This window comes from Amycolatopsis pretoriensis, assembly GCF_900107925.1.
GTDB lineage: Bacteria > Actinomycetota > Actinomycetes > Mycobacteriales > Pseudonocardiaceae > Amycolatopsis > Amycolatopsis pretoriensis.
Genome location: NZ_FNUJ01000010.1, coordinates 102,214 through 116,051, shown reverse-complemented (window position 1 = coordinate 116,051; position 13,838 = coordinate 102,214). Strand labels below are relative to the sequence as shown.

Annotated in this window: 8 protein-coding genes and 1 pseudogene; 6 read left to right on the top strand and 3 right to left on the bottom strand. The window is 73.2% G+C overall.

The window, feature by feature from the left end; genetic code table 11:
* Positions 1 to 3: 3 nt before the first annotated feature.
* The 3 genes from BLV96_RS38040 to BLV96_RS38030 form a co-directional block, all read right to left on the bottom strand.
* Complete coding sequence (locus BLV96_RS38040) at positions 4 to 1,296, bottom strand: nucleotide sugar dehydrogenase (RefSeq protein WP_086685043.1); 1,293 nt, start codon at positions 1,294 to 1,296, stop codon at positions 4 to 6.
* Positions 1,297 to 1,342: 46 nt separating this feature from the next.
* Complete coding sequence (locus BLV96_RS38035) at positions 1,343 to 2,026, bottom strand: PIG-L deacetylase family protein (protein WP_086685046.1); 684 nt, start codon at positions 2,024 to 2,026, stop codon at positions 1,343 to 1,345.
* A 442-nt stretch (positions 2,027 to 2,468) separates the two neighbouring features.
* On the bottom strand, positions 2,469 to 3,215 hold the full coding sequence (locus BLV96_RS38030; RefSeq protein ID WP_086685049.1) for a helix-turn-helix domain-containing protein: 747 nt from the start codon (positions 3,213 to 3,215) through the stop codon (positions 2,469 to 2,471).
* A 129-nt stretch (positions 3,216 to 3,344) separates the two neighbouring features.
* On the opposite strand from BLV96_RS38030, the gene BLV96_RS38025 reads away from it, so the two are divergent.
* The 6 genes and pseudogenes from BLV96_RS38025 to BLV96_RS38000 all read left to right on the top strand — a co-directional run.
* On the top strand, positions 3,345 to 3,758 hold the full coding sequence (locus tag BLV96_RS38025) for a DUF1707 domain-containing protein (protein ID WP_091390120.1): 414 nt from the start codon (positions 3,345 to 3,347) through the stop codon (positions 3,756 to 3,758).
* Between the two features lie 84 nt (positions 3,759 to 3,842).
* Complete coding sequence (locus BLV96_RS38020; RefSeq protein WP_086676353.1) at positions 3,843 to 4,076, top strand: hypothetical protein; 234 nt, start codon at positions 3,843 to 3,845, stop codon at positions 4,074 to 4,076.
* A 14-nt stretch (positions 4,077 to 4,090) separates the two neighbouring features.
* The gene (locus BLV96_RS38015; protein WP_091390204.1) at positions 4,091 to 4,846 is read left to right on the top strand and encodes an ABC transporter ATP-binding protein; all 756 of its coding nucleotides are present in this window, start codon (positions 4,091 to 4,093) and stop codon (positions 4,844 to 4,846) included.
* Positions 4,843 to 7,401 carry an ABC transporter permease gene (locus tag BLV96_RS38010; protein ID WP_086676351.1) on the top strand — a complete coding sequence of 853 codons (2,559 nt, stop codon included), beginning with the start codon at positions 4,843 to 4,845 and terminating at the stop codon, positions 7,399 to 7,401. Before BLV96_RS38015 ends, BLV96_RS38010 begins: the two co-directional genes overlap by 4 nt.
* Positions 7,402 to 7,496: 95 nt before the next feature.
* Positions 7,497 to 8,393: a nucleotide disphospho-sugar-binding domain-containing protein gene (locus tag BLV96_RS38005; protein WP_167379873.1), complete on the top strand. Its 897-nt coding sequence runs from the start codon at positions 7,497 to 7,499 to the stop codon at positions 8,391 to 8,393.
* 206 nt (positions 8,394 to 8,599) lie between these two features.
* A pseudogene (locus BLV96_RS38000) lies at positions 8,600 to 13,831 on the top strand (SDR family NAD(P)-dependent oxidoreductase); the annotation flags it as partial.
* Positions 13,832 to 13,838 lie beyond the last annotated feature (7 nt).

Sequence of the window (13,838 nt, the reverse complement as noted above, 5' to 3'; positions counted from 1 at the left end):
CTCTCAGTTCGCGAAGAGCGAAGGGTCGAAGCGGTAGGTGGCGTCGATGACGACCGGGCAGTCGCCGAGCCAGTCGTAGCCGTGGCCGGGCTGGACGGTGTGGATCAGCGCGACGTCCCAGTCGCCGCCCTCCGGCTCGACGACGTTGTCCAGCTGACCCCCGGTGACGCGGATCGTCGGCACCAGCGGGTCGTGGTAGCCGACCTTCGCGCCCTTCGCCGCCAGCAGGTCGATGATGTCCAGCGCGGACGACGAGCGGACGTCCTGGACGCCGGGCTTGTACGTCACGCCGACGACCAGCACGCGGGTGCCGGCCAGGCCCTTCCCGTGGTGGGACAACGTGCTGACCACGCGGTCGACGACCTGCTTGGGTCGTTCGGCGATGGCGTGCATGGCCTGGGTGACGAGCGGTGCGTTGTGCTGCGTCGCCCGCAGCTGCCAGAGCAGGTAGTGCGGGTCGCACGGGATGCAGTGGCCGCCGACACCGGGGCCGGGGTGGAACGCCATGAAGCCGTACGGCTTGCTCGCCGCCGCGTCGATCACCTCGATCGGGTCGATCGCGAAGCCGTCGCTGATCTCCGCGAACTCGTTGGCCAGCGCGATGTTCACCGCGCGGAAGGTGTTCTCGTACAGCTTGGTCAGCTCGGCGGCCTCGGCCGAGCTGACGCAGTGCACGGCCGGGGTCAGGAGGTTGATCACGCGCTGCGCCATCGCGGTGCACGTCGGCGTCACGCCGCCCAGCACGCGCGGGGTCTCCTGCTGCGTGTGCGTCACGTTGCCGGGGTCGATGCGCTCGGGGCTGGAGGCGATGAAGATGTCGCGCCCGACCCGGAAACCCCGGGCGGTCAACGGCTTCACCAGCAGCCGCCCGGACGTGCCGACGTAGCTGGTGGAGGTGAGGATCAGCGTCTGGCCGGCCCGGGCGTGCCGGACGAGCGCCGCGCAGGCGCTCTCCAGCGGGCCGAGGTCGGGCATCAGGTACTCGTCGAGCCCGGTCGGGACGCACACCAGCACCGCGTCGGCCTCGGCCATCCGCGCCGAGTCGGCGGTGAGCCGGAAGTCCTCCTGGTGCACGGCCTTCTCCAGCCGGCGGTGGTCGGCCTCGATCAGGTCGACCTCGCCGGAGCGGATCGCGTCGAGGCGGTTCTGCGAGAGGTCGATGCCGATCACCTCGACGCCGCTCTCGTGCAGGCCGAGCGCGGTCGGGAGGCCGACGTACCCCATCCCGATCACCGCGACCGAGGTCAGTTGGTTCAGCTCGGCGATGGCTTCGAATTCAGCGACAGTACTCGTCATTGCGGTTCACCCGTCTCTTGCACGGTGGAATGTGGGCGGGACGAAATCAGTGCACGACCCGGACGATTTCGAAGGCTTCGGCGAGGCCGGCGGAGATTTGCGAACCGCGGTACTCGGCCAGCGCGCGGACACCCCGCTCGCTGCGGGGGTGCGGCCACGGCTCGAGTTCCTTGCCGTACGCGCGCAGGGCCTCGATCTTGCGGTCGACGTGCGATTCCTCGAGGCGCTGCCAGCAGTTCGGGCGGAAGGTGACCGGCAGCCCGGACGCCTCGCCGACGTCGGTGGCGGAGCGGATCTCGAACGTCCGGACCTCCTGCACGCTGCCCTTGCCCGGCCGGCCCGCCACCCGCGCGGCGCGGCTGACCAGTGCGTGGTCGGTGCTCAGGTCGCACATGCTCGTGGTGAAGATCGTGTCGGGTTCGAAGTCGCGGACTTCGTTCTCCACCACGCGGTTGAGCTCGAGGTGGCTGACGGTGTCGAGCCGGTTGTCCCCGAATTCGTTGATGCGCACGCGTTCGATGCCCAGTGTTTTCGCGGCCAGTTCGATCGCGGTGGTGCGGTTGACGACGCCGGTGCCGGTCGGTGACCGCGAGCCGTCGTCGTTGGTCAGGATGCAGAGCGAAATCGTCACGCCTTCGTCGGCGAGCCGCGCGATCGTGGCGCCCGCGCCGAGCGTCTCGTCGTCGCCGTGCGCTCCCACGACCAGGAGCTTGCGTATCTTCCTGTGCATACCGATCCCCAGTCTCAGTCCAATGGGCGAGCCATTCCCGTACCGGCCATCGCCGACACAGTGGCGAGCACGGCATAACGGAGGTGAACAGATTTTCGGACGTGCCGAAAATCTGTCATCCACCGACGAGGACCGACAACCCCTAAAGACCGTCTAAAGCGGACCTTGGCCGCCGCGCGCCACGCGGCGTAGGGGCGGGATCAGGGCGTGGTCGCGGGGCCGTTAGGGGTGGGTGCGCCCGGCGCGCGCTCGTATTGTCGGAACCGATCGCGGCGGGGACCCGCGCGGATTCCGCCGTCCCCCGGCAGGGTTCCGGCAAAGTCCGGGGTGGCATGACCGGCTCGGGGCGGCCGGTCACCGGTGACGGCCGGCTTGGCTGCGCGACTTTGCCGGGGCTCCCGGCCGGCGCCGGAACCATTCGCGGCACCACGGCGAGGGGCGGTCAATGCCCGGAACGAGACCCTTCGAGGAAGGCGGCGATGCCGTCGAGGACGCGGTCCAGGCCGAAGTCGACGTCCGCGGCCGCCGGGTACTGCCGCCCGGCCGCGAGGGCGGCCACGCGGGGGTAGCCGCGGTCGGCGAGCAGGGGCCGCAGGAATTCGCGGACACCGTCGGCGTGGTCGGGGAAACTGGCCGAGTCCGGGTCGGCGAGGGCGCGCCGGCGTTCGGCCGTGCCGCGGGCGAAGTCGGCCACCAGCCGCGCGCAGCCGAGAGCGTCCACATCGGACAGACCGGCGGCGGACAGCGCCGCCAGCAGCAGCTCCGTCCAGCCCAGCAGGTGCGGGGTCACGGCGTCACCGCGGGCCGGGACGTCCAGCAGCCACGAGCGGGCGCGGTAGCGCTCCAGCGCGGCGTGGGTCCAGGCTCGCGCGGTGGCCCGCCACCCGAGGCCGGCCGGCAGCTCCGGGGGCGGCCCGAAGCCGGCGTCCGCCAGGAGCACCAGCAGTTCGTCCTTCGAGCCGAGGTAGCGGTACAGCGCGTTGGTGGTCAGCCCGAGCGAGGCGGCGATGTTGGGCAGCGACGCGCCGGCCAGCCCGTCGGCGTCGGCGAGCTCGACGGCGGCGGCGACGATCTGTGCCACGTTGTGGGAGGGCTTGGGGCCACGGCGGGGGCGCGGCGCGGCGCCCCAGGCGGGCGTCAGCCCGGGGGGCAGCTGCCGGAGGTCGGCACGATCGGGCTCGGTGGTCATCTTTCGCTCCGCGGTGTCCTTCGAGTAAACTGTGCAAGCCCTACACTAATCAAGCTGAGAGGCTACGGGAATGGTCGTGGCGGCATCCAAGCCTGCACGGGAACGCGTCCTGACCGAAGGTCCGCTGTCGTGACCGCGACCCACCGCTTCGCGGGCCGCGTCACCGAGCTGGACCGGAAGCTGGCGGCCACCGAGATCGAGCACGCCCGTTCGGAGGGCGAATACGACGTCACCGAGGCCGCCCGGCGGCTGGCGCTGGTGCAGACCGCGACCACGCAGGCCGCGCTGCGCGTCGCGGTCGCCGGCCGGGTAGGGGACGTCATCCCGCCGGCGCTCGAGGCGGCGCCGCGGGTCGCGGTCGCGCTGTGGCTGCTCGTCAGCGTCGTCCACGTCGTCATCTGGCTGATGGTCGGCGTGATCAGCGGGGAATGGGACCCGTGGCTGCTCTGGGTGCTGTTCGGCGGCGGGGCGCTGGCGGGTGGTGTGTGGGCCGCGCGCGAGTGGGACCGCCGCCTGCGCGCGGTGTCCGGGGCGGGCGGGTAGGGCCGGGGTGGTCCGGAGCGCCGCCCGCTGCTAAACTGTGTAAGCCATACACAGTTATCTTGCAAACCCGATATGGGGGACTCCATGCCGGAGAGTATCGACGAAGCCCGGTCCAAAGGTGGGCTCACCCGCTGGATCGTCACGGTCGTGTGGGCGATCGTCGGCGGCGCCCAGTTCGTGATCTGGCTGCTCATGTGCCTGATCACGATGAGCTTCAAGGCGCCGTTCTGGCTGTGGACGATCGGCATCGGCGGGGTCGTGCTGCTGCTCTGGTGGTACCTCGACCCGGCCCGCCGCCCCCGGGAAGGATCGGAGTGAACGACGTGTCCGCCATGACTTCCGTCGAGTCACCGGTCCAGCTGGACTCGGTGCACAAGACCTACGGCTCCGGTGACAGCGCGGTGGAAGCGCTTGCCGGGGTGTCCGTCAGCTTCCCCGCCGGCTCCTTCACCGCGGTGATGGGCCCGTCGGGCTCCGGCAAGAGCACGCTGCTGCACTGCGCGGCGGGCCTGGACAAGCCGACCTCCGGCAGCGTCCGGCTGGCCGGTGCCGACCTGAAGGGCAAGAGCGAAACCCAGCTGACGGTGCTGCGCCGTCAGCACGTCGCCTTCGTCTTCCAGTCGTTCAACCTCATGCCCGCGCTGAACGTCGAGCAGAACGTCACCCTGCCGACGCTGCTGGCCGGCCGCGAGCCGGACCGGGCGTGGGTGAACGAGGTGATCGCGCGCGTGGGGCTGTCGCAGCGCGTGAAGCACCGCCCCGGTGAGCTTTCCGGCGGCCAGCAGCAGCGCGTCGCGATCGCCCGCGCGCTCGCGGCCCGGCCCGCGGTGGTGTTCGCCGACGAACCGACCGGCGCGCTCGACACGAACACCGCGCTCGAGGTCCTGAACCTGATGCGCGAACTGGTGCGCGCGGGGCAGACCATCGTGATGGTCACGCACGACCCGGTGGCGGCGTCCTTCGCGGACAACGTGCTGTTCCTCGTGGACGGCCAGATCGTCACCCAGCTGGCCTCGCCGGGCGTGGAGGCCGTCGCCTCGATGCTGGCGCAGCTGGGCGCGCAGGCCAAGGCGCGGAGGCAGCGGTGAGCTCGCGGCGAGTGGTGCTCAACCTGGCCCTGGCCAGCCTGCGGTTCCGCGTGGCGGCGTCGCTCGCGTCCTTCGTCGCGATCCTCATCGGCTGCGGGTTGCTGATCGCGTGCGCCGGGCTGTTCGAGACCGCCATCGTGCTGCAGGCGAAGCCGCAGCGGCTCGCGTCGGCGCCGGTCGTGGTCGGCGGCTCGTCGGGGTTCAAGCTGCCCGACGAAGAGTCGGAGGTCGTCCCGTACGCCGAGCGTGCCGGGCTGCCCGCCGACCAGGTCGCCAAGATCGCCGCGGTCCCGGGCGTCGGGCGCGCGGTGGCGGACGTCTCGTTCCCCGCCGTGCTCCTGCGGGACGGCTCGCCGCAGGGCTCGGCCGTGCTTTCCGGACACAGCTGGGACTCCGCCGCCCTCGGCGGCTACACCGTGCGCCAGGGCGCGCAGCCCACGGCGCCCGGCCAGGTCGTGCTCGACCCGGCCACGGCGAGCGCGGCCGGGGTCGCGGCCGGCGGGACCGTCGACCTGGTGGTCGACGGCCGGCAGCAGTCCTTCACCGTCGCCGGGATCGCCGAGCCGGGCCAGGCCGTGCGGGCACCCGCGTTCTTCTTCCCGGCCGCCGACGCGCAGCGGTTCGCCACCCACCAGGGGCGCGTCGACCTGGTCGGCGTGTTCCCCGCCGACGGCGTGGACGCGGGTGAGCTCGCCGCGCGCATCGCCGGCGAGGTCGGCGGCGTCAGCGTGCTGACCGGCGACGACCGCGGCGCGGCCGAATTCCTCGGCGTGGACTCCAGCCGGCTCCCGCTCATCCTGCTGGCCGCGGTGTTCGGCGGCATGGTGCTGGTGGTCATGGCGCTGGTCGTCTCCGCGACGATCGGCCTGACCGTGCGGCAGCGGCAGCAGGAGATCGCGCTGCTGCGGGCCACCGGCGCGACGCCGAAGCAGGTGCACCGGATGGTCGTCGCCGAGACCATGGCCGTCGGGGCGATCGCCGCGGTGTGCGGAGCGTTGCTCGGCAGCCTGATCGGCGACCGGATCTTCACCACCAGCGTCTCGATCGGCATCGTGCCGGAGGACCTGGTGTTCGCCCAGGACATCATCGCGTTCGGCGCGGGCATCGTCGCCACGCTCGCGATCACCTTCGCGGCCGCGTGGTTCGCCGCGCTGGCGGCGTCGCGGGCCCGGCCGATCCAGGCGCTGGCCGAGGCCGCGATCCCGAGCGCGAAGGTGAACCCGTTGCGCCGCACGGGCGCACTGGTGTTCGCCGCCGTGACCGTGCTGCTGGCCGCCACCACGGTCTTCATGCCGGCCGACTCGGCCGCGGCGATCGGCGGCCCGGCGCTGCTCACCGGCGCCATCGCGGTGGCGCTGATCGGCCCGGAGATCATGACCTTCGTCGCCGACCGCTTCGGCCCGCTCATCCAGCGGATCGCGGGCCGGGACGCCACCCTGGCCGTGATCAACTCCCGGACGCGCGCGGTGGCGTTCGCCGCGGCGCTCACCCCGATCACGCTCGCCACCGCGGTCGCGCTCGGCAACGTGTATTCGGAGACCACCGCGCAGCGGGCCCAGGTGTCGTCGTACGCCGGCCAGCTGGTCGCGGACGCGGTCGTCAGCACGAACACCGGTGGCGTCTCACCGGACGAGCTGGCGCGGATCCGGAGCACGCCGGGCGTCGGCACCGTGTCGCCGCTCGTCACCAGCCGCGGCTGGATCGAGCAGCCCTACGACGGCAACGGCAGCGATCCGCTGCGCCTGTTCGGCGTCGCCGCCGAGGACCAGGGCGGCACGGTGCTCGCGACCGAGGTCACGCAGGGGTCGCTCAGGAACCTCAGCGGCGACGCGGTCGCGCTGCCCGAGGGCGTCGCGGACGACCTGGAGATCAAGCTCGGCGACCGGATCACCATGCGCCTCGGCGACGGGGCCTCGGTGGCGGTGAACGTGGTCGCGCTGCTCGACAGCCCGTCGAGCTACCCGAGCATGGTGCTGCCCGCCGACCTCCTCACGGCGCACACCACCGCCGGGCTGCCGGACCAGGTGCTGGTCAAGGCCGCACCCGGGCAGGACGTGGACGCCCTGATGTCCACGCTCGGCGAGCAGCTGCGGAGCTTCCCGGGCACCACCGTCGGCGACGACGGGACGCTGGCGCGGAACTTCCAGGCGGGTGCCGACGTCGAGGCGTTGATCAACTACCTGCTGGCCGTGCTCGCCATCGCCTACGCGGCGATCGCGGCGGTGAACACGCTCGCGGTGGCCGTGCTCGCCCGCCGCCGGGAGTTCGGCGTGCAGCGGCTCGCCGGCGCCGATCGCCGGCAGGTCCGGCGGATGCTGTTCATCGAGGGCGGCATCGTCGCGGTGGTCGGGCTGGTGCTCGGGATAGTCATTTCGTTGTTCACGGTGCTGCCGATGGCGATCACGACCGGCGAGATCATCCCGTCGGGGCCGATCTGGGTGTTCGTCGCGGTGGTGGTCGCGGTGTTCCTGATCGTCTGGCCGGTCACCGCGCTCGCCGGGCGGCTCGCCATGCGGCGCAAGCCGATCGAGGCGGTGACCCTGCCCGGGCAGTGAGCGATAGGGGTACTGGGGCACCTGCGGCGCGGTTAATCTCGAAACAACCATTCGCGCCGGGGGTGCCCCGGTTTCCTTTTTCTGGAGTGGATTCCATGCGTGTGCTCATGGCCGCCCCGTCTTCGCCCGCCCGGCTGCACAACCTCGCGCCATTCGCGTGGGCATTGCGGACGGCGGGCCATGACGTGAAGATCGCCGGACGCCCTTCGTTCGTCGAAGAGATCCTCCGCACCAGTTCGGTGGCGATCGAGCTGGAAAGCGGGGACGAGGGGGCGCTCGCCGAGTCCGCCGCCCTGACCGGGTTCGCCGAGCTGTGGCGCCCCCAGGTCGTGGTGTCCGACGCTCTGGCCCCGGCGGGAACGGCCGCCGCGCGGGCGGTCGGGGCCGTCGCCGTCCGCGTCCTCGGCGCACTGGACGAGCCGGCCACCGACGACACCGCGGACGTCACTTTGGACACCGTGCCGCCGTCGCTGCGGGCCGGGAGCGGCGAGGTCCGCGCGATGCGGCACGTGCCCTACTTCGGTCCCGTGGTGGTGCCGAACTGGTTGCGCCGCAAGGCAAGGCGCAGCCGGGTGCTGTTGTCCCTCACCGACGAAACGCTGTTCGGCCCGCTCTTCGACGTGGTCGCCGGAGCGGACTTCGAGCTGGTGTGCGCGGCCCGCATCCCGGCGGGGGTCACGATGCCGGCCAACGTCCGGCTCGTCGACTCCGCGCCCCCGGCGGCGTTGCTGCCGACGTGCGCGGCGGTCATCCACGACGGCGACGCGGCCCTGGCCCTCGCGGCAGCGGCGCACGGCCTGCCCCAGCTTTCGTTGGCCGAGTCGGCGATCGCGTCCCGCATCACGGCGGCCGGCGCCGGGAAGACCGGATCCGGCGAAGAAGCGCGCACGCTGACGACCGACGAGGACCTGTCCCGCGCCGCGACGGCGTTGCGCGAAGAGATCGCCGCACTGCCGGCGCCGCGCACGGTGATGGCCGAACTGCTCCGCTGATCCCGACTGCGACGGTCGGCGATTACCTGCGAGGTGCCCCGGGCCCCTGCCTGGGCCCGTTAGGGGTGGGGCGGGCGAATACATCTGGGTAGCGTTTTTCCCGGAATCACCTGGAAATCGCGGCAACTTCCCGAGGCGGTCGATTACGTGAGTGCCAATTTCTGCTTCGCCGGTGCCGAACTGGGGGTCATGACGTGAGCACGGAAAATGAGGGCAAGCTGCTCGGTTACCTCAAGCGCGCCACCGCCGAACTGCGCGAGGCGAAGCAGGCCCTGCGGGACGCGCGGGAGGCCGGCACCGAGCCGATCGCCATCGTCGGCATGGACTGCCGGTTCCCCGGTGGCGTCGGCTCCCCGGACGACCTGTGGGAGCTGGTGGCGACCGGCACCGACGCCATCGGCCCGTTCCCGGCCGACCGCGGCTGGGCACTGGACGCGCTCTACGACCCGGCGGGCGAACGGCCCGGCACCACCAACACCCGCGAGGCCGGCTTCCTCTACGACGCCGCCGAGTTCGACCCCGAGTTCTTCGGCATCTCGCCGCGCGAGGCACGCGCGATGGACGCCCAGCAACGCCTGCTGCTGCAGACGTCGTGGACCGCGCTGGAACGGGCCGGCATCGTGCCGGAGACGTTGCGCGGCAGCGACACCGGCGTGTTCGCCGGCGTGATGTACCACGACTACCTCGGCCACGAGGCCGCCGGCAGCGTCGTCTCCGGCCGCGTCGCCTACGCGCTCGGGCTGGAGGGCCCGGCGGTCACCGTGGACACCGCGTGTTCGTCCTCGCTCGTCGCCCTGCACTGGGCCGCCCAGGCGCTGCGCCGCGGCGACTGCGCGCTGGCCCTCGTCGGCGGGGTCACCGTGATGGCCACACCAGGCACCTTCATCGACTTCGCCGAGCAGCGCGGCCTGTCGGACGACGGACGCTGCAAGGCGTTCGCCGCGGGCGCCGACGGCACGGGCTGGGGCGAGGGCGTCGGCGTGCTCGTCGTCGAGCGGCTGTCCGACGCCCGCCGGCTCGGCCACGACGTGCTCGCCGTCGTGCGCGGCAGCGCGGTGAACTCCGACGGCGCCTCCAGCGGGCTCACCGTCCCCAACGGACCGGCGCAGCAGCGGGTCATCCAGCAGGCGCTCGAATCGGCCGGACTGTCCACATCGGACGTCGACTTGGTCGAAGGGCACGGCACCGGGACGAAGCTGGGCGACCCGATCGAGGCGCAGGCCCTGCTGGCGACCTACGGCCAGCGCCCCGAAACGGCCGAAGAGCCGCTGTGGCTCGGCTCGCTCAAGTCGAACATCGGGCACGCGCAGGCCGCCGCCGGCGTCGGCGGCGTGATCAAGGTCGTGCAGGCCATCCGCCACGGCGTGCTGCCGAAGACGCTGCACGTGGACGCGCCCTCGCCGCACGTCGACTGGTCGGCCGGGCGCGTCGAGCTGCTCACCGAGTCCCGCGAGTGGCCCGCGGTGTCCCGGCCCCGCCGCGGCGCGGTGTCGTCGTTCGGCATCAGCGGCACGAACGCCCACGTGATCGTCGAGCAGGCGGAGGCGGTCCAGGAGGAGCCGGCGCCCCCTGCCGCGCTGCCCGTCGTCGCGTGGCAGGTGTCGGCCGACTCGGCGGACACCCTGGCCGCGCAGGCGCGGCGGCTCGCCGATGCCGCCGGTTCGCTCGAAGACATCGGTTTTTCGCTCGCCACCACGCGTTCGGCGCTGGACCACCGGGCCGTCGTCGTCGGCACCGACCGCACGGAGCTGCTCGCCGGGCTCACCGCGCTTGCCGAGGGTGCCGACGCACCCGGCGTCGTGCGCGGCCGCCGGCGCAGCGGCCGGACGGCGTTCCTGTTCACCGGTCAGGGCGCCCAGCGCGCCGGGATGGGCCTGGCTCTGGCCGAGCAGTACCCGGCCTTCGCCGAAGCGCTCGACGCCGTGGCGGCCGAACTGGACCAGCACCTCGACCGTCCACTGAGGACGGTGCTCGACGACGAGGAAGCACTGCGGCAGACCGGCTTCACGCAGCCCGCGCTGTTCGCCGTCGAGGTCGCGTTGTTCCGCTTGCTGGCGACCTGGGGCGCGCGGCCGGACTTCCTGCTCGGGCACTCCATCGGCGAACTGGCCGCGGCGCACGTCGCCGGCGTCCTTTCGCTCGGCGACGCCTGCACGCTGGTCGCCGCGCGGGCGAAGCTCATGCAGGCCCTGCCCGCCGGTGGCGCGATGGTCGCGATCCAGGCCACCGAAGCCGAGGTGATGCCGCTGCTCACTTCCGACGTGAGCATCGCCGCCATCAACGGTCCGGACTCAGTTGTGCTCAGCGGCACCGAAGCGGCCGTCGCGGGAGTCGTCGCGGAGTTCGACGGCCGCAAGACCTCGAAACTGCGCGTCTCGCACGCCTTCCACTCGCCGCTGATGGACCCGATGCTCGCCGAGTTCGCCGCCGTCGCGAAGACGCTCACTTACCACGCGCCCGCGATCCCGATCGTCTCGACGGTCTCCGCCGACGCCGACCTGGCGACGCCGGAGTACTGGGTGCACCAGGTCCGCGCGGCCGTCCGGTTCCACGACGGCGTGCGCACACTGGCCGGCGAGGGCGTCCGGACGTTCGTCGAGATCGGGCCGGGCGCGGTGCTCACCGCCGCCGCCCAGGCCGCGCTGGACGACGACGCACTCGCCTTCGTGCCGGCCCAGCGCAAGGACCGCCCCGAAGCCCACACCGTCGTGACCGCGCTCGCGACCCTGCACACGCGGGGGATTCCCGTGGACTGGGCGGCGTTCTACGCCGGCGCCCGGCGGGTCGCGCTGCCCACCTACTCGTTCCGCCGCACCCGTTACTGGGCACCCGCCACCACCGCGGCCGGGGACGCCGCCGACCACGGCCAGCAGCCCGCTGGGCACCCCGTGCTCAGCGCCGTCGTGCGGGTGCCGGACTCCGACACGCTGGTGCTCACCGGCCGGCTGTCCACCGCCACCGCGCCGTGGCTGGCCGACCACGTCGTCCTCGGCACGATCCTGTTGCCCGGCACGGCGTTCCTCGAGCTGGCGCAGCGCGCCGCCGACGAGGCCGGCTGCGCCCGGATCGAGGAGCTGACGCTGCACGCCCCGCTGACCCTGGCCGAAGGCGGGGGCGCGGCGATCCAGGTTTCGGTGGACGCCGAGGACGACGGCCGCCGCCGGCTCACCGTCCACTCGCGACTCGACGGCCAGGACACCTGGATCCGGCACGCCGAAGGGTTCGCCGGTACCGAGGCGGAACCGCCGGCGTTCGACCTGGCCGAGTGGCCGCCGGCGGGGGCCGTCGAGGTCGAGCTGGCCGACCCCTACGCGCACCTGGCGGAGCTGGGCTACGACTACGGCACCGCCTTCCAGGGCCTGCGGGCGATGTGGCGCCGCGGCGACGACGTGTACGCCGACGTCGTCCTGCCCGACAGCGCCGACGCCGCCGGCTACGGCCTGCACCCGGCGCTGCTCGACGCCGCGATGCACGCTCAGCTGCTCGGCCCGGAGCCCGGGGACGGCGAAGCGAAGCCGATGCTGCCGTTCGCCTTCAGCGGTACCACCCTGCACCGCGCGGGCGCCGCGGCGCTGCGGGTGCACGTGTCGCCGACCAGCCCGGACACCATCACGCTGCGGATCGCCGACGACGCCGGCGCGCCCGTGCTGTCCGTCGAGTCCCTGGCCGCGCGGCCGATCTCGCTGGACAAGCTGGCGCCGAGCCGGGACTCGCTGTTCCGGGTGGCGTGGGAACCCGCTTCCCCCACCGGGAACGCCGGGGCCGCGAAGGTGCTGGAAGTGTCCACTCCGGACGGTTCGCCGCCCGCCGCGGCCCGCGCGGTCACGCGGCAGGTGCTCACCGCGGTCCGGGAACTGCTCGCCGAAGACGGCGAAACCCGCTTGGCCGTGGTCACGCGCGGCGCGGTGTCGGTCGACGGCGAGGACGTCGACCCGGCCCTCGCGCCGGTCTGGGGCCTGATCCGGGCGGCCGAAGCCGAGAACCCGGGCCGGTTCGTGCTCGTCGACCTCGACGCGAACGGCGCCGCCGGGCCCGCCTTGGCCACCGGCGAACCCGAGGTGGCGGTCCGCGACGGCAAGGTCGTCGTGCCGCGCCTGACCCCCGCGACCCCGCCGGCCGGGGAGCTGAACTGGAACCCCGACGGGACCGTCCTCATCACCGGCGGCACCGGCGGGCTCGGGGCGGTCGTCGCGAAGCACCTGGTGACGCGCCACGGCGTGCGCCGCCTGCTGCTCACCAGCCGCCGGGGCGCCGACGCGCCCGGTGCGGCCGAGCTGAGCGAAGAACTCCGGCAGCTGGGCGGCGAGGTGACGATCGCGAGCTGCGACGTCACCGACGCGGCGTCCGTGCGGGCGCTGCTCGACGCGGTCCCGGCCGACGCGCCGCTGACCGCCGTCCTGCACGCGGCCGGTGTCGCCGCCGGTGGCCGGGTCGAGACCCTCACCGACGACGAGCTGGACCGCGTCTTCGCGCCCAAGGTCGACGGCGCGTGGCACCTGCACGAGCTGACCCGCGACCTGGCCGCGTTCGTCCTGTTCTCCTCGGCCGCGAGCACCGTCCTCGCGGCCGGGCAGGCCGGGTACGCCGCCGCCAACGCCTACCTCGACGAGCTGGCCCGCCACCGCCGGGCCCACGGGCTCGCGGCGACGGCACTGGCCTGGGGTGCCTGGGCCGAGGACGGCGGCATGGCCGGCGAACTCGACGAGGCCGACTTCCGCCGGCTGCGCCGCCTCGGCACGCCGCCGATGGCCACCGGCGAAGCCCTTGCCCTGCTCGACGCGTGCCTCACCGCCGACGACGCCGTGCTGGCGCCGGTGAAGCTCGACCTCGCGGCCTTGCGCGCCCGCAGCGACGCCCTGCCGCCGGTCCTGCGCGGGCTCGTCCGGCCCGCGCCGAGCCGCCGCCCGGCCGCGCGGTCCGGCGGCGCGGTCGCCGCCCGGCTGGGCGCGCTGCCCGAGTCCGAGCGCGAGGCCCACCTCCTGACCGTGGTGGCCGAGCAGGTCGCCGCGGTGCTGGGGTTCAGTTCGGCCGCGTCGGTCGAGCCCGAGCGCGCCTTCCAGGAGATGGGTTTCGACTCGCTCACCTCGGTGGAGCTGCGCAACCAGCTCGGGGCGCTGACCGGCCTGAAGCTGACCGCGACCATCGTGTTCGACCACCCGACGCCGGCCGCGCTCGCCCGGCGCCTGAACGCGCTGCTCGGCCCGGCCCGCGGCGCCGCCGAGCCGCTGCTGGCCGAGATCGACCGGCTCGAGGCGCTGCTCGGCGGCGCCGCCGGGTCGCTCAACGGCTCGGCCGCGAAGGTCACCGCCCGGCTCGACGCCCTGGTGCGCAAGTGGACCGACGCGCACACCGGCCACGACGCGCCGGAGGCCGACTTCGACGCCGCCACCGACGACGAGCTCTTCGCCGCGCTGGACAACGAACTGGGCATTTCGTGATGGGAGT

What these genes read in the sequence shown, in the direction of transcription:
- BLV96_RS38035 (WP_086685046.1), bottom strand. Translation starts at nt 2,026, where the DNA reads ATGCACAGGAAGATACGCAAGCTCCTGGTCGTGGGAGCGCACGGCGAC.
- BLV96_RS38020 (WP_086676353.1), top strand. Translation starts at nt 3,843, where the DNA reads ATGCCGGAGAGTATCGACGAAGCCCGGTCCAAAGGTGGGCTCACCCGC.
- BLV96_RS38030 (WP_086685049.1), bottom strand. Translation starts at nt 3,215, where the DNA reads ATGACCACCGAGCCCGATCGTGCCGACCTCCGGCAGCTGCCCCCCGGG.
- BLV96_RS38015 (WP_091390204.1), top strand. Translation starts at nt 4,091, where the DNA reads ATGACTTCCGTCGAGTCACCGGTCCAGCTGGACTCGGTGCACAAGACC.
- BLV96_RS38005 (WP_167379873.1), top strand. Translation starts at nt 7,497, where the DNA reads ATGCGTGTGCTCATGGCCGCCCCGTCTTCGCCCGCCCGGCTGCACAAC.
- BLV96_RS38040 (WP_086685043.1), bottom strand. Translation starts at nt 1,296, where the DNA reads ATGACGAGTACTGTCGCTGAATTCGAAGCCATCGCCGAGCTGAACCAA.